Raw genomic sequence first — 16,558 nt, 5'->3', positions numbered from 1 at the left:
TTATTTCGACTTTGCACAGGGCTTTATTGTTAACCCCGACACGAATTGATAATCCCCCCCCCCCCCCGAGATTATCAATTTTTTGACAGTAAAGTGTTTTAATAATTCCTACCATCAACGTTTAATATTACGTCAGTTATGCCTCCAAGATCGGTTAATTCTGTTTAACACTCAAAAAGCTGTCATACTATGGCTATAAAATTTAGTATTTTGATGACTAAGATGAAAGTGAGAACAAAATGATCAATATTTACCGTGTATCTTTTCCTGATGGTAGCGTTTATATCGCATCGAAAAAACACCACCAGCAAATGCAGTGAAAAGCTATGAATGGGCTAAGAATCACGCAGACCCAACGCGACCATTAGTTGCAGCTTACCTAAAAAGCAAAGGCCAAAGCACGTTAGAGCTACTTCATTCAGATCTAACACCTGATATGGCTAAAAAATTAAAAAGAAGATATATCGTCGAAGCAAGACAAGCAAAACAATTCGTTATCACCTAATAGATGTTGAAAACCTGCTTGCTAGAGCAGGTTTTATTTAATAAAACTCACTTAAATACGATAATTAGCGTGAGCACATTAAGCGTCAGGCAATTTATCCTTTTCCACACTCGGTTGATCACTTAATACTTCGGCAAGTGTAGAACGACACAAATGCCCCTCAACATCACCATCCACATTTAACACCGGCAGTGGTAATTGATTATCCAGCATTTCAGGGATCACAGTTTCCAGTAACGCATCACTTTGCACGCCTGGCACTGCGTCCAATAAAGACGCATCAAGGACATTACTGTAATCTCTTTTTTCAACATTATCTAAGGTATCTTGTGTGATCACCCCTTGATAGCCATTCTCGTTAACAACATAACCATAATCTTGCTTTGATTTGCGCATTTGCAATACAGCTTCACCGATTGTCTCGGCCGAAATGCGGAAGATTTGCGGTTGCATTACAGTTTCCACCGTCAATGCACGCGCGCGATTTACATCTTTGACGAAGGCTTCAACATAATCATCAATCGGGTTAAGTAAGATATCAACAGGTGAGCCTTGTTGTACTAATACCCCATCACGCAAAATAGCAATGCGATCACCTAATCGTAGTGCTTCATCGAGATCATGGGTAATAAAGACGATGGTTTTATGTAGCTTTTCCTGTAGTTCAATCAGCTGGTCCTGCATTTCACTGCGGATCAAAGGATCCAATGCTGAAAATGCTTCATCCATTAACAGAATATCGGCATCGGTACACAATGCCCGCGCTAAACCGACACGTTGCTGCTGACCACCGGACAACTGCCTTGGATATTGATTGGCATAACCGTCCAAACCCACAGTTTCCAACCATTGCGTTGCACTTTTCTTTCGTTCCGCTTTCTTGACGCCCTGCACTTGCAAGCCATAACCAATATTGTCTAACACAGTGCGATGTGGCATTAACCCAAAACGTTGGAATACCATCGACATTTTATTACGACGAAAATCTTGCAGGTCTTTGCTCTTCAATTGCATGACATCACTACCCGCAATTTCGATTTCACCGGCTGTAGGTTCAATTAAGCGATTAAAGTGACGGATCAAGGTAGATTTACCCGAACCAGATAAGCCCATGATTACAAATATTTCTCCCGGATAAATATCCAGGTTAATATCCGACAAACCAACGGTATGACCCGTTTCCGCTAAAATAGCATCTTTTGATTTACCTGCTTTGACTAGCTCAAGTACCTTCTTTTCATTTTTACCAAAAATTTTATATAAATTTTTAATACGAATTAACGGGCTTTTATTCTCATTTAAACTCATCTTAGTGCCCTCCCAAATTTTGTAGCGTACGTTTTGCGTAACTTTGCGAAATCCGATCAAAAATAATAGCGAGTACAACAATGGCTAAGCCGTTCAATAAACCAAGTGTGAAGTATTGGTTGGTGATTGCCTTTAATACCGGTTGACCTAAACCTTTTACACCAATCATAGAAGCAATCACAACCATAGCGAGTGCCATCATAATAGTCTGATTAATACCAGCCATAATATTAGGCATTGCCAATGGTAACTGCACACCAAACAAACGTTGCATAGGACTAGCACCATAAGCCGTTGCCGCCTCTAGTACTTCTTTGTCTACAAGACGGATACCTAAGTTCGTTAAACGAATAACAGGCGGTACAGCGTAAATAATAACGGCAATAACCCCCGGAATTTTACCGATACCTAATAGCATCACCACGGGGATCAAATACACAAAGGCGGGCATGGTTTGCATTATGTCTAAAATAGGTGTTACAACGGATTGTACACGATCAGAACGAGCCATCGAGATCCCGATAGGAATACCAATAAGCACCGCGAGTGAGGTAGAGACAAGAATAATACTCATGGTTCGCATGGTATTGTCCCACATCCCAAAGAATCCGATGAGGAAGAAGGCTAAAACGACACCTAAGGTTAATTTCCAAGAACGGCTAGCAATATAAGCAAAAACAGCTAACACGGCTATAACTAGCCACCAAGGGCTGCCAAGTAACAATTTTTCAAACCAAATAAGAAAACTAAGTAAGGGATCAAAAAACGCTTCAATACTATCACCGTATTCACGCGAAAAACTACGATAAGCGCCGTCCAATGTTTTCCTAATATCAAGTAATTGGCGACGATCTAGCTGCGGTATTTCCGAAAGCCATGAACTGTCTGACATATTATTTATTTCCTAAAATAAAAAAACCCGAATAAGTCGGGTTATATATACCCAAGCTACTTCAAGGCGCACAATAAGCCAACTGAAGTGGTTTGGGTATAGTGAAAGGCTATAGTTCTGAGACTGCTTTCTTGATTTTCTTCGCAGTAGCTGAATCAACCCACTGTGACCAAGTATCTTCATAGTTTGTTAAGAAGTACTCAACACTGTATTCACCATCAGCTTGCTCATCTTCCATCCAAGCAAGTAATTCATTCATCTGAGCATTCTTGAATGAGCGGGCTGTAAGGTAAGCCAGTGCTTCAGGTGCTCTTGCCGCAAACTTTTCAGTCACGACAGTATCTACAGCAGAAGGTGGAAACATAGTCACTTTAGGTTCTAAACAATCTTCTTGAGTAATACACTCTTTAAAATGTTTTTCATCGATACCTGAACCAAAATCAACCTTAACCATATCGTATTTACCCAATACAGCTGTCGGCGCCCAATAATAACCAAACCAAGCTTCTTTACGCTCATAGGCTTTGGCAATAGAGCCAGATAAGCCAGCACCAGAACCCGGATCAATTAAATCGAACCCGTCATCGGCAAGATCCAAAGCCTCGTATAGATTCGTTGTTGTAATTTGACAGTTCCAACCTGATGGACAAATCATAAATGCAGATTTATCCGGATCTTCAGGGTGCTTAAATAGTTTCGCGTTGGCTTTAATGCCTGCAATAGTTGCTAAACTCGGGTCTTTTTCGACCATATAAGCAGGAATCCAAAATCCTTCTTCACCGCCATCTGTTAGGGTGGCACCAGCATAACGAATTCGCCCTTCTTCAACACCTTTATCAAGGGCTGATTTCATGGCATTACTCCAAAATTCAGGCGCAATATCAGGCTGACCTTTTTCGATCATAGCCGTACCGGTTGCCATTGTATCACCAGGTACGAGTTCAGCATCACACCCAAACCCATGCTCTAAAATAAAGCGATCAATATTAGCGATGATTGTGGCTGAATTCCAGCTCATGTCAGCAATGGTAACACTGCCGCATTCATTTGCATTAGCGAAGGTAGAAAGAGATGAACAAGCAAGAAGTAGTGAGGTAGCGAAAATCTTCCGCATATGAATAATATCCTTATTATTGTAATGAAGTACCAACAATACTACAGGAAATCGCGACTAAAAGCTTAGATAAGTACTAAAAACCGTAAACATGACTAAAACATCTTACGGTAATTAATACTAATAAAAGATAAAAACGTTATAAAATCAGTTAAGTAAATGAGTTATTCTTCCGCCTGAATTTGACCAACAAATAATACTGGCGCAGCATCTAGTTTTTCTGCATCCATCATTGAAGCAATGCGTTCGACAGCTGACAATAGCTGACTTTGTTCCCACTCTTCAAGATTTTGATAACGCTTGATGAAATGGTCTTGAAGCGGCTTGGGTGAACTACTCAGTAATAATTTACCTGATACACTCAGCGACAGATGCACTTTACGTTTATCGGTTTCACTTCGCGTCCTAATCACCAATGCCCGACTCTCAAGTCTGTCAATAATCGTCGTGACTGTCGCAGCACTTAAGGCGATCTCTTTCGCTATGTCTTTCGCCAGTGGTGCATCAAGCATGGCAATATTTTGCATCACCATGAGTTGAGGACCAGTTAAACCAGACTGTTTATTCAGCTGACGAGAATGTATATCAATGGCTCTGATCACTTGACGCAATGATACTAATAATTCTTCATACTTTTCCATAACCCTTCCATAATTCGCCCCTCATTTTGCGAAACAATAACAGAAATGTGCACCAGACTCATGCTGCAAATGTAAAAAAAGCAAAATAACGCCTATACGTTATTTTGCTTTTGTTGTATTCCTAACCACTATCGAACTAATTAACGCATTAAAACGAGCGTGGAAAGAATGTTAGTTCGCTAACTCAATTTTATTAAAGTCAATTTCATTTTCTTCAGGTGAACGTTCAATCGCTGCAACCTGCTTGTATTTCTTCGCAAGAATATAACCGAAACAACCGATAATCAATGCGATTGCTAATGCGCCAACCCACTGAATTTGTAAGAAGTCCAGTTTGAACAATAACGTCAACCCACTCATTAATACAACATTACCAATAATATATTTAGCCTTACCAAAACGCTCTACAGTTAAGTTTAAATTATCAGTATAAAGTCGCACTAATGAATCCAGCGAGTTAATTACAAAGGTGATGCCCACTAATATCATCGCGAGGTTATAGAAGCCTGTTGTCGCAATCTCATTCACGCTGTAGTAGTAAAGTACTGAGAACCATACTGCGATTGGAATAGACGGGAAGACCATCATTGCAATCAATACTTGATAAGTTTTCATACCACCAACAAAACGGGAAGTGAATTGACCGATCATGATGCTCCAAGAAAACCACCAGAATAAGTAAAATTCATGGTAATCATTCATTGGTAAAACAAAGTGATGAATATTACCAAAGTAATCGCCAATCAACGCAAAGGTTGTTGTAAATTCACTTACACTTGATTCTTCAGATAAGAACGCGCCAGCCCACATCACGACGATCAGACCTAAAAATAACCAGGTGCTCGCTAAACTCAATATACGTACATAACGAATACTAGTACTTGAGTAAACTGCCGCAGCAATGACGACAAAAACAATGAGATAGAAACTACTCACTATCGTTTCGCCATCACCTAATTCAGGTAAATACCAAGGTAGATTAGTCAGCAATAAGTAAGCAGTAAAGGCACAAGTACCTATAATAATAAGGTTATTGATGAATTTAATTAATGGGATCTCAAAGAATTTAACTCTTGGTTCAATGACACAAAAATAGAAACAAGTTAAAAAGTAAAATGCCCAGATAAGAAATGCCCAGAAACCAAATTCAATCGCTAAAGGATTACTAAAGCTATATTCAGGGCTTGCCGCAAGGTTTGCATAACCAGCAAACTCGGTAAGCGGAAACATGATAAGTCCCACGTCCAGACCGGAAGTAAATAGAATCGCGATAAAGGTAAATGTACGCACAGGCGTAACACCTACACAGCGCACATTCCCCCAACGAAAAATTACAAATGCAATTGCAACAAAGGTAAATATAATACCGATGCTAAGCCAAGTAGTCATCATTTAAACTCCATGTAAATTTTATATAAAACATAAGTTTAATCCTTCTTATGTTTTAAATAGCCTAGCCCAACGTTTAAGTGTGTAATCTAATAAAGTCTGTAATAAAGTATTAAGACTGTAATAAAAATTAAAATTGCATACACCCTCAAACCTTAAATATCGAATTGCCGATATTTAAATCCTGATGAATTGAGTTTGGCATTAAAAGACCATTCAGCCAGAGTGGCTTAGGCTGGTCAGATACCTAGATACCTAATGCGCTGCTTTCACTGCACACTAGGTCTATTAACCGTTAAAACGTTATTAAGCGTAGTATCGTTATACAGACTCGCGTTTTGGCGCCTGTAATCGTTGTGTGTTCTGCCATTCAGGCGCCACGGTTACACTGCTCGCGTCAGCCTCAAGCGGTATATTACCCAAAATTAGGTCAGCTGCGCGCTCTGCCAACATGATAGTCGGAGAGTTAAGGTTACCATTAGGGATTGTCGGGAAAATAGATGAATCAACAACCCTTAGCCCTTCAACACCGTGTACCCTTGTTTCTGAATCAACAACGGCCATTGGATCTTCGCCCATCTTGCACGAACAAGAAGGATGATAAGCACTTTCTACCGCACTTCTCACAAAACTATCGATCTCTTCGTCCGTTTGAATATTGGTTCCCGGTTGAATTTCTTCACCACGGAATTCATCCAACGCTGGTTGACTAATGATTTCACGTGTTAAGCGTACACAAGCCCGAAAACCTTCAATATCCTCGGCATGAGAAAGATAGTTAAACTGAATATGCGGCGCAACATGTGCATCCTTAGAGACAACTTTTACAAAGCCTCGGCTCTTCGGTTTGTTGTGACCCACATGCACCTGAAAACCATGCCCAGCAAACGCTTCTTTACCGTCGTAACGCATTGCAGCAGGTAAAAAGTGATATTGTAAATCAGGCCACTCTAATCCAGGCTTTGAACGAATAAAACCACAAGATTCAAAGTGATTTGTTGCGCCTAAACCTGACTTGTCAAAGAACCAACGCGCACCAATGAACAACTTATTTAATGGATCAAGTTTGCCATTAAGTGAAATAGGTTTAAGACACTTGAATTGGAAATAAAACTCAAGATGATCTTGTAAGTTCTCTCCCACTCCCGGCAATTCATGCACTTGGTCAATACCGGCTTCAGCTAGCGTGCTTGCTTTACCGATACCCGATAGTTGCAGGATATGTGGAGAACCAATCGAGCCAGCAGAAAGGATGACCTCTTTATTACAATGCAGTCTCGTTAGCTTACCTTTGCGCTCAAACTCTAATCCAACAGCTTGTTTACCTTCAAACAATACCTTGTGTACCAAAGCATGAGTAATAACTGTTAAATTACTCCGGTGCATCGCAGGTTTTAAGTACGCATTAGCAGTCGACCAACGCACACCATTCTTAATGGTCATGTGCATAGGGCCAAAACCCTCTTGCTGCTTACCATTGTAGTCATTGGTTGCCATGTAACCCGCATCAATACCGGCATCAACAAAGGCTTTGTACAAAGGGTTTTTCATGTTGTTGCCGTTATTCACAGCAAGGGGACCAGTGTCACCACGATAGTCATCGCCGCCAAACGCCCAGCTTTCAGCCTTTTTAAAGTAAGGTAAGCAATTAGCGTAATTCCAATTTTTTGCCCCACTTTGCTGCCACTCATCAAAATCGCGAGCATGGCCACGTACGTAGACCATACCGTTAATAGAAGATGAACCGCCTAATACCTTACCGCGAGGGCAATGCATACGGCGATTATCCAAATAAGGTTCAGCTTGAGTTTCAAACTGCCACGCATATTTCGCACTATTCATTGGAATAGATAATGCAGTCGGCATTTGAATAAAAATACTCTTATCACTGCCACCCGTTTCTAATAACAGTACCTTGTTAGCAGGATCTGCTGATAAGCGATTGGCTAATACACAACCCGCACTACCAGCGCCAACAATAATGTAATCATATAGGCCTTTTGGTTTAGTCATGTCAGCTCCCTAAAATGGACTTTCAAGTGGTTGCATACCAACATACACAGCTTTAATCTGAGTGTACGCTTTTAAAGTTTCGCTACCGTTTTCACGGCCAATACCAGACATCTTATAGCCGCCGACAGGCATTTCTGCAGGTGACGCGCCATACGCATTAATCCAACAGATACCAGCTTCTATTTGATGAATAACACGGTGAGCACGGGTAATGTCCTGAGTGAATACACCAGCCGCTAAACCTAAGCGAGTATCATTAGCGCGGCGAACTACTTCATCTTCATCAGTGAAGGTTAATACCGACATAACAGGACCAAAGATTTCTTCTTTGCTTAATGTCATCTCATCGGTACATTGGGTGAAAATGGTTGGCGCAACAAAGTAACCATTCGGCGCATTCTTAGGTTGTAATGCATGACCACCAGTAAGTAGTTCAGCACCTTCTGATTTACCTATTTCAATAAAATCCAGAACCTTGTCTTGATGCTCTTTCGAGATCAACGCACCAAAGTTAGTCTCTGGATCCATCGGGTCGCCACAGATGATGTTGTTTTCAGTACGCTCACGCAGTTTCTCGATAAAGCGTGGGTAAATGGCGTCTTGCACAAATACACGCGTACCGTTCGTACACACTTCACCTTGGGTATAAAAATTCGCCAGCATTGCTGCTGATACGGCATTATCAATGTCAGCGTCATCAAAGATGATTAGCGGTGATTTACCACCTAATTCCATTGTGACTTCTTTCAGTGAGCCCGCTGCAGCAGCCATCACTTTTTTGCCTGTTCCGACTTCACCAGTAAACGATACTTTAGCAATCTCGTCATGTGTTGTTAACCAAGCTCCAACACGACCATCGCCTTGAACAACGTTAAATACGCCATCTGGTACACCCGCTTCGGTAAATATTTCAGCTAACTTGATTGCGCCGCGTGGTGTCTCTTCTGATGGTTTAAAGATCATGACATTACCGCAAGCAAGCGCAGGTGCTGATTTCCAACATGCAATCTGTAGCGGGTAATTCCAAGCACCAATACCTGCACAAATACCTAATGGTTCACGGCGGGTATAATAAAAATCATCACCGACCTGTTGTTGATTACCTTCAATACTAGGCGCTATACCGGCAAAAAATTCAATTGAATCTGCACCAGTTACAACATCAACAACTGAAGCTTCTTGCCAAGGCTTACCTGTGTCTTGAACTTCGATAACAGCAAGTTCGTCATTACGTTCACGTAACAAAGCAACTGCTTTTAATAAAATACGGTTACGCTCCATTGGCGTCATTTTAGACCAGGTAGCGAAACCAGCTTTTGCACTTTCAATTGTCGCTTGCTGAATACTCGCATCAGCAACTTCAACTAAATAACTTACTTCTCCGTTAGCCGGATTAATGACTTCAAAGGTTTCACCTGAGTCATTCGAGAGAGGCTGTCCGTGGACATAATTTTTATAAGTAACTAACGACATTTATTTTCTCCGTGCTGCATTATCACAGCCTCGATAAAGGCTTTACATAAAATTTGGGCTTGTTCGAATTCTTTTTCAGGACAACGACTCAAGGCACTACGCAACCAAAAACCATCAATCATCGCTGCAGTTTGTTTCGCAGAATGAATCGCGACATTCTCTGGCATTAATTGTTTAAATGAAAATGCGAGGTTGCTATACAAACGTTGGCAATTGACGTGTTGCAATCTGGCTAGCCCAGGATCGTGGACTGCTTGGGACCAAAAACTTAACCAGGTTTTAGTTGCTGCTGTTGAGCGTTGAAATTCAGTAAAATTAGACTCTACGATCATCGATAAGCGTGCTTCTGCGGATAAGTTTTTACCTAAAATACGGCTTAATAACGCTTGTTTTAGTTCATCGAGTAAATATTTTAGAGTTGCTTCAATGAGACCTTGCTTTCCACCAAAATAATGGCTAATAAGGCCAGATGACAGTCCAGCTAGACCACTAATGGTATTGATTGTTGTGTGATGTAAACCGTGGCGTTCAACAGAGATTAACGTCGCGTCAATCAGCTGCTGTTGCCTTACCGTTTTCATTGCTGGTCTGGGCATAAAAAGTAACTATCCATGTTTGGTTGTTGATAATTCAATGCTTAACTGTTGTTAAAAGTTGTTAATTGAACGTTCAATTAACAACAACTATAATAGTTAGAGCTGTAACTATCAACCCCTATATTTGTCAGTCGCATAATTACAATAAAATAATTCATACATAAACCAGCGATACGAACAAGGTTAAACAACTGTTTTAAAAGAGTATTGATAAGGCGTTAATTTTCGGTTGATTAGCAGTAAAATAGTCGTAAATAAATTAATAGTTTCAGCCATAATCATTAGAAATGTAAGTATTAGAATGAATTGCAACAAAGAACTAACACCGATATTGATAGGTCAATTTTATTTAGAGAGGGAACATGCTTTATACCGCTTAGCGATTGAACTGTGGAAATATAACGTTGAGAAATTAAAACAAGATAAGCCTGCTTTCAAACAGGCTTTTTATTTATTTTAATCTGTATAACTCTAGCGTTAAAAAACTAATTCAACGCCAATTTTAATTTATTTACGCGACTAAACACAAGCCAATCAACAAATAATACTAAGGCAATAGTGCCACCAGCCATTGGTAACATAAACGATAATACAACGATAGTGATTAAACCCACTTTCCAAACACCCGCATGTTCAAATCGTGGGGGCGCACCGAGAGCTTTCTTCTCAGCAGGACGACGGATCCACCACATTACAGCACCAGATATCGCAATGAAGATAAATGCAAGACAAAAGAAAACATTAACGATTTTATTCACCACGCTAACATCACCTTGATGTAATGCGATACCTGCAGCCATGAACTTGGCCATTGGGTTGTATTCGTTCCACGTTACATCTGCTAAAATCCGACCTGAATACTGGTCTATATGTGTTGTTCTATCTAATCTAGGGTCAGTAATATCCCCGCTCATGGTATTTGCTGCTAGCGTATAAACCCCAATCTCACTTCGAGGAAAGTTAAGCTTAAACTGGGTAAATCCAAGTATTTTCGCTTGCGCTAATATTTGATCGACACCAAATTTAGCCTCTATGTACATCTCATTAGCCACCTTTGTATCATGCAGCATAGCGCCAGTTCCTGCTGCTAACATCGCTGTATGATCATGTGATTCAGGCATCAGTGTTTGCTCTAAGTTCCACGGCATCTCTTCTTCACTGCCATGATTCATTGACGCGTGATTTTGTGTAGACAAAGGTACATCATTCCATTTTTCAGCAGGGAAGCTACTCCATGCTTGCACAAACTTCCCACCCCAGATGCTTGCCCATGCAAGACCTGAAATAAAGAAAAATAACAATACAAACGATAATAACCCACCAATATTTGCGTGTAGGTCGCGCATAAGAATACGTGGTCCACTTGTCATTCTTATTTTAAGAAAACCAGCCTTACTGGCCTTGTCCCGTGGCAACCACAGATAAACGCCCGTCACTAATAAGATCACACCTAGACTTGCTGCAATTTCAATAAGGTAATCACCCCAATCACCCAGTAATAAGGTGCCGTGTATATCATTCGCTAATTCATACCAGCTATCACTGCGATCTATCGTACCTAGAACCTCTCCGTTATAAGGGTTAACTGTAACAAACAGCGTCTGACCTGATTCAAGCTTAATTGAGAAACGGTTCGCAAGATCACTACTTTTAGCTGGTATAAACTGAGTTACCATTGCATTAGGGTAGGCAGAAAGTACATTTTCCATTTGTCGTGAAATAGTTAGAGTCGAAGCCTCTGGTGTTACTTCTAGCATTGATTGATAACGACTAAATTCAATTTCGTCATCAAATAACATAACTAAACCCGTTAAGCTCAGCATTAACATAAACGGGATCACAAATAGCCCAGCATAAAAATGCCAACGCCAAGTTAAGAAGTAACGTGATTTTGAGCGTGCAAGTTCCTCGCGGTTAGACGAAGTGTTATTTACAGGCTGATTAATTTTCGACATTCTTTGTATTTTCCTTTCTACAAAATCCCTATCGAGCTAACGAAGGTCATCCATATTAATACCAATCACAATAAATAGATGACCATTATTTAATGCAATTGGTATAGCTAAATTTTTTCGTCATCAATCCCCGATTAAACGAAAAAGTTTAGCGGAATATTGATAACGTGATTTCTGTGTACTATTACTGTGACTATTACAGTGGGTAGTACAATGATAATTTAAGTTACGAAAGGACTGCTGGCGGTGCGCGAGGAGTTTGCCATTGATAACGCACGTTATGCGCTAAAAATGAATAATGCTCTTGAACTGAAACACTAAGACGAGCCAATACAGGCACGGGTAATAACTCAAGATCATGAAAAGAAGAATAATGGCTGAATGGGCAAGGTTTTCCCTCATGGATTTGGGGTTTACCTTCTTCGATCTGAACCAGTTCCAGTCCATTAACGGTACACAACGTCGCCCATACACCAACGCTATTATTGGCGTTAATCACAGGCATAAGCGTGACTAAAACCCAACTAAGCAGGCTAGCAAGCAACATTAATTTTTTAAAATAAGAACTGTGTTTCATACGATACTCTATAGATTTGTACGGAGTGTACACAAATCCATAACACATCGCAAAATTAGTAACATATGGTTAACGTTTAGACACTTATCACCCTAAGGTCTAAAAAGATAACTATCGAACGGCTAACTAATCAGCCGTTTAATACTGTGAAGACAGGATTAAGCAGTAACAGTTTCTATTTTATCACCCTTTAATACCGTCGCGGATAGCACAACAGGTATCGCTTTCGAAATTGGCGTGTCACTCAAATCCCCTTTCCCATCGAGAGATACTAATGGATTGGTTTCAGGGAAGTAAGCCGCAATATTACCTTCTGGAATGTCATAAGCCACTAGCTTAAAACCAAACACTTTACGTTCAATACCATCCGGCCACAGCGATTCAATATCGACTAATTGGTTATTCTCCATCTTTAATGCAGCGATGTCATTCTCGTTAATAAAAAGGACTTTACGTTCACCGGATATACCGCGGTAGCGATCATTAAAACCATAAATAGTGGTATTGTATTGATCATGTGAACGCATGGTTTGTAATACGAGTACAGGATTGTTACTAAGTTCTCGTAAGTTTGCTGGTAGTAAATGAACAGGCAGATCATGCTGCATAAATTGTGCTTTTTTCGACGCTGTTTGCCACTGTCGCTGCGCAGCACTGTTACCAAGATAAAAACCACCAGGCTGTTTTATCTTGCGATTAAAGTCGCTAAAACCAGGAATCGTTTTTTCAATCAAATCTCGGATCCGAGCATAGTCTTCAATGACCCAACCCCAATCAATGGGCTGCTTGCCCAACGTTGCTTCTGCAATACCCGCAATAATAGCAGGCTCAGATCGCATTTCACCAATATCACCTGCCACCACGCCCGCAGAAGCATGCACCATACTAAACGAGTCCTCAACGGTGATTCTTTGTGGCCCAAATGTTTGCATATCAATATCAGTGCGCCCTAAGCAAGGTAATATGAGCGAGTCTTTACCCGGCACAAGATGCGTACGGTTTAATTTTGTCGCGATATTAACCGTCAAGCTACAGTTGGATAGCGCTTGTTGCGTTAACGCAGTGTCTGGCGTTGCAGCAGCAAAGTTGCCCCCTAAGCCAATAAATATTTTACTCTCCCCTGCAAGCATCGCTTTAATCGCTTCAACCGTATTATGTCCAGGTTCTGAAGGGGCTTTAAAATCAAATTCATCCGATATGCTTTTGATGAACGCAGCACTGGGCTTTTCATCAATGCCCATCGTACGATCGCCCTGTACATTACTATGCCCACGCACTGGACACAATCCCGCACCTTGTTGCCCTAACTGCCCAAACAATAGCTGTAAATTGGCAATTTCTTGGATGGTTTTCACCGAATGCTTATGCTGAGTGATCCCCATCGCCCACGTGATAATCACCCGCTTAGATTGACGATAAATGCGAGCAGCTTGCTCTATTTCAGATTGCAATAACCCAGCCTGATCGGTAATTTCATGCCATGACGTTGCTTCAACGGCGGTTAAGTATTCATCGAGTCCTTGAGTATGTTCAACAATAAATGCATGATCAAATATAGAGGCTCGTCCAGCGGCCAATTCGGCGCTATCAATCACACCAAGCGCTTTAACCATACCGCGTACCACAGCCATGTCTCCGCCAAGCTTAGGTGTGAAATAACACTGACTAATTTGTGTCGAACTATCAGTCAGCATTTCTTTCACTGATTGTGGGTTAGTAAAACGCTCTAACCCTCTTTCTTTTAAGGTATTAAAAGTAACAACAGCCGCCCCGCGACGCGATGCCTGCCTTAATGTATCTAGCATGCGTGGATGGTTTGTGCCAGGGTTTTGGCCAAACACAAAAACAGCATCAGCATGCTCAAAGTCTTCCAGTGTTACCGTACCTTTACCGATACCAATAGCCTGCTTCAAGCCGACACCACTTGCTTCATGGCACATATTGGAACAATCAGGAAAGTTATTGGTACCAAATTTACGCACAAAAAGTTGATACAAAAAAGCCGCTTCATTACTCGCTCTACCCGATGTATAAAACTCTGCCTGATCAGGGTTTTCAAGTGCATTTAAGTGCTTCGCGATCAGTGTAAATGCCTGCTGCCAACTAACCGCGTCATAGCAACCCGTTGCACGATTATACTGAACAGGATGGCTAAGCCGCCCTTGCGATTCTAAAAAATAATCACTTTGCTGGGTTAACCAACTGACCGGATGTTTTGCAAAAAATTCTGGTGTAACACGTCGGCTTGTGGCTTCCCAATTAACGGCTTTAGCACCATTTTCACAAAATCGAAACCGAGTTTGTTCTTTTGACTCACCCCATGCACAACCCGGACAATCGAATCCTTTATCTTGGTTTGTTTTGAGTAAGTTTCGAATATTTCGTGACACATTTTCGCTTTTCACCAGATGTTTGGTCGTACTTAATAAGGCTCCCCAGCCACCAGCAGACCCTTCATATTTTTTAATTGTCATGTTGATTCTCTGTATCAGACTTTCTATAGTCATTAAGTAGGTTTAAACGAAAAGCACCATGGTAGACGTTAAACCCACCATTACGACTAAAGCCAATCAGTGTTAAATTAAAGCGTTTCGCCATGTTGATCGCGAGGTTGGATGGCGCGCCTACTGCTATCAGTACCGAAATACCAGAAACAAGTACTTTTTGAACCAACTCGAAACTAATACGGCCACTTAGAAATACAATTTTCTTTTGTGGATCAAGTTCTGGGCGTCTTGCTAATACCCCCATCAATTTATCTAATGCATTGTGACGTCCTACATCTTCACAGCTCAGTAATAAAGTCCCCTTAGCATCGAATAAGGCGCATCCATGCACCCCGCCAGTTTGGTTAAACATCGATTGATACTGACGTAATGAGTCGCTGAAATGAGGAATAATAAGGCCCGACAACCACCCTTCGGTCGAATCTAAATCGGGAATATCGCGTAGCTCTAAAGACTGTATTGAGGATTTCCCACACACTCCACAACTGGAGAAGGATGTAGTATCTCGATTGATTAATGCCCAATCCACAACAACATCTGATGATAAACGTAGATGTATTTCATTTTGGTTCATTTCATCTGAATCAAAGTGCTCATTGATACAAACAATGTCGCTAGCGTTGTTGATAATACCCTCTGCTAACAACAGGCCTGTAACCAGATTAAGATCGTCACCCGGTGTACGCATCGCCACTAGGTAAACACGCTCTTTCTGTTTGCCCGCACAGTCGCTATAAATGAGGTGTATCTCTAAAGGCTCTTCGATAATCACGGAGTCAATTGACAAGCTGACTTCTGTACCATTTATCTGTCGTATAGAACATGCCACAACACCAATAGTTAGCAAGCTTGATTGATGCATTTGCTGACTATTAGCATGGTTATTTCGACTGCCATTTCGTTGATGAGCAGCATTAAAGGCTGACTCTCTATCAACTAACGAATAGTCTTCTGGATTTATTTTCTGTTCAGCCATGGGCATGCCTCACTTAATAGATTGATGTTAAAAACGGAGGATGCTCCACAAGCATTTTTACGGTGAGCTTTAACATTCGTTAAATAAGTGCTTTACACTACCTTTTACAGAGCAATAAACATAACGGGAAAATTCTTTCATTTGATAAGAAAAACTTATCAGCTAGCTCAATATAAGATGCATAAAGGGCTCATCAAACATTCTCGATGCATATCAAATTTAAACATTAAGTCATTCTGTGATGGTGGTCTAAGAAGATTCGAGTCGTGACGTTTGCGGGACTATCAATAAATACCCATTATCTCGATTTGATATAATGGGTATAATTTTTAACTAGCTTCTTAAGTTAAAAGTTAAGTTAAATCGAATCAAAGCCTATGCATTCTATTTTTTCATGTGACCTAGGTCTCTTCACCATAAAAATATAAAGGTATTTTAAGATTAAAGCCTGACAAAAAAGACGTAGAATAAATATTACTGAAGATATAAGGATGAAGTATTTTAGGTTTATTGAGAGGGAGTTAGAACTTTTATCTGGGCTACAGGTTAAATGTGAGCAACAGATAAAGTAGGCTCACTAAAACACCAATGGGGTAAGTAAAACGAGCTGAA

Annotated in this window: 13 protein-coding genes; 1 reads left to right on the top strand and 12 read right to left on the bottom strand. The window is 40.7% G+C overall.

Annotated elements, in window-relative coordinates; genetic code table 11:
- The first annotated feature begins 316 nt into the window (after positions 1–316).
- Entirely contained in the window at positions 317–505 is a 189-nt protein-coding gene (locus BT797_RS16180) for a hypothetical protein (RefSeq protein WP_244534206.1), read from the top strand.
- Positions 506–583: 78 nt separating this feature from the next.
- Here BT797_RS16180 and BT797_RS16175 read toward each other — a convergent pair whose 3' ends face one another.
- The 12 genes from BT797_RS16175 to fdhD form a co-directional block, all read right to left on the bottom strand.
- On the bottom strand, positions 584–1,813 hold the full coding sequence (locus BT797_RS16175; protein WP_045111064.1) for a quaternary amine ABC transporter ATP-binding protein: 1,230 nt from the start codon (positions 1,811–1,813) through the stop codon (positions 584–586).
- A 1-nt stretch (position 1,814) separates the two neighbouring features.
- Positions 1,815–2,705, bottom strand: a complete 891-nt coding sequence (locus tag BT797_RS16170; RefSeq protein ID WP_045111065.1) for an ABC transporter permease — start codon at positions 2,703–2,705, stop codon at positions 1,815–1,817.
- 109 nt (positions 2,706–2,814) lie between these two features.
- Positions 2,815–3,819 (bottom strand): ABC transporter substrate-binding protein, encoded by a 1,005-nt coding sequence (locus BT797_RS16165; protein ID WP_075472774.1) that lies wholly within the window; start codon positions 3,817–3,819, stop codon positions 2,815–2,817.
- A gap of 164 nt (positions 3,820–3,983) precedes the next feature.
- The gene (locus tag BT797_RS16160; protein WP_045111067.1) at positions 3,984–4,460 is read right to left on the bottom strand and encodes a MarR family winged helix-turn-helix transcriptional regulator; all 477 of its coding nucleotides are present in this window, start codon (positions 4,458–4,460) and stop codon (positions 3,984–3,986) included.
- A gap of 171 nt (positions 4,461–4,631) precedes the next feature.
- Complete coding sequence (locus BT797_RS16155) at positions 4,632–5,849, bottom strand: choline transporter (protein ID WP_045112607.1); 1,218 nt, start codon at positions 5,847–5,849, stop codon at positions 4,632–4,634.
- A 321-nt stretch (positions 5,850–6,170) separates the two neighbouring features.
- Positions 6,171–7,862 carry a choline dehydrogenase gene (gene betA / locus BT797_RS16150; RefSeq protein ID WP_075472773.1) on the bottom strand — a complete coding sequence of 564 codons (1,692 nt, stop codon included), beginning with the start codon at positions 7,860–7,862 and terminating at the stop codon, positions 6,171–6,173.
- A 9-nt stretch (positions 7,863–7,871) separates the two neighbouring features.
- Positions 7,872–9,335 carry a betaine-aldehyde dehydrogenase gene (gene betB / locus BT797_RS16145; RefSeq protein WP_075472771.1) on the bottom strand — a complete coding sequence of 488 codons (1,464 nt, stop codon included), beginning with the start codon at positions 9,333–9,335 and terminating at the stop codon, positions 7,872–7,874.
- On the bottom strand, positions 9,326–9,931 hold the full coding sequence (gene betI / locus BT797_RS16140; protein ID WP_075472769.1) for a transcriptional regulator BetI: 606 nt from the start codon (positions 9,929–9,931) through the stop codon (positions 9,326–9,328). The genes betB and betI overlap by 10 nt, the downstream gene beginning before the upstream one ends.
- Before the next feature lie 485 nt (positions 9,932–10,416).
- A complete protein-coding gene (locus tag BT797_RS16130) occupies positions 10,417–11,886 on the bottom strand; it encodes a PepSY-associated TM helix domain-containing protein (RefSeq protein ID WP_075472765.1) in 1,470 nt (489 codons plus the stop codon).
- A gap of 226 nt (positions 11,887–12,112) precedes the next feature.
- On the bottom strand, positions 12,113–12,463 hold the full coding sequence (locus tag BT797_RS16125) for a hypothetical protein (RefSeq protein ID WP_045111073.1): 351 nt from the start codon (positions 12,461–12,463) through the stop codon (positions 12,113–12,115).
- 158 nt (positions 12,464–12,621) lie between these two features.
- Positions 12,622–14,937 (bottom strand): FdhF/YdeP family oxidoreductase, encoded by a 2,316-nt coding sequence (locus tag BT797_RS16120; RefSeq protein ID WP_075472763.1) that lies wholly within the window; start codon positions 14,935–14,937, stop codon positions 12,622–12,624.
- The gene (fdhD, locus tag BT797_RS16115; protein ID WP_075472761.1) at positions 14,927–15,946 is read right to left on the bottom strand and encodes a formate dehydrogenase accessory sulfurtransferase FdhD; all 1,020 of its coding nucleotides are present in this window, start codon (positions 15,944–15,946) and stop codon (positions 14,927–14,929) included. The genes BT797_RS16120 and fdhD overlap by 11 nt, the downstream gene beginning before the upstream one ends.
- Positions 15,947–16,558 lie beyond the last annotated feature (612 nt).

The sequence above is a fragment of the Moritella viscosa genome, assembly GCF_900120065.1.
GTDB classification, from domain to species: Bacteria; Pseudomonadota; Gammaproteobacteria; order Enterobacterales; family Moritellaceae; genus Moritella; species Moritella viscosa.
Note: the sequence above shows the minus strand (reverse complement) of the source record. Positions and strands in the feature narration are given on the sequence as shown.

Excerpts from the sequence above, each read along its gene's own strand:
- betI (WP_075472769.1), bottom strand. The coding sequence starts at position 9,931 with ATGCCCAGACCAGCAATGAAAACGGTAAGGCAACAGCAGCTGATTGAC.
- BT797_RS16125 (WP_045111073.1), bottom strand. The coding sequence starts at position 12,463 with ATGAAACACAGTTCTTATTTTAAAAAATTAATGTTGCTTGCTAGCCTG.
- BT797_RS16155 (WP_045112607.1), bottom strand. The coding sequence starts at position 5,849 with ATGACTACTTGGCTTAGCATCGGTATTATATTTACCTTTGTTGCAATT.
- fdhD (WP_075472761.1), bottom strand. The coding sequence starts at position 15,946 with ATGGCTGAACAGAAAATAAATCCAGAAGACTATTCGTTAGTTGATAGA.
- betA (WP_075472773.1), bottom strand. The coding sequence starts at position 7,862 with ATGACTAAACCAAAAGGCCTATATGATTACATTATTGTTGGCGCTGGT.
- BT797_RS16165 (WP_075472774.1), bottom strand. The coding sequence starts at position 3,819 with ATGCGGAAGATTTTCGCTACCTCACTACTTCTTGCTTGTTCATCTCTT.
- BT797_RS16170 (WP_045111065.1), bottom strand. The coding sequence starts at position 2,705 with ATGTCAGACAGTTCATGGCTTTCGGAAATACCGCAGCTAGATCGTCGC.
- betB (WP_075472771.1), bottom strand. The coding sequence starts at position 9,335 with ATGTCGTTAGTTACTTATAAAAATTATGTCCACGGACAGCCTCTCTCG.
- BT797_RS16175 (WP_045111064.1), bottom strand. The coding sequence starts at position 1,813 with ATGAGTTTAAATGAGAATAAAAGCCCGTTAATTCGTATTAAAAATTTA.
- BT797_RS16130 (WP_075472765.1), bottom strand. The coding sequence starts at position 11,886 with ATGTCGAAAATTAATCAGCCTGTAAATAACACTTCGTCTAACCGCGAG.
- BT797_RS16120 (WP_075472763.1), bottom strand. The coding sequence starts at position 14,937 with ATGACAATTAAAAAATATGAAGGGTCTGCTGGTGGCTGGGGAGCCTTA.
- BT797_RS16160 (WP_045111067.1), bottom strand. The coding sequence starts at position 4,460 with ATGGAAAAGTATGAAGAATTATTAGTATCATTGCGTCAAGTGATCAGA.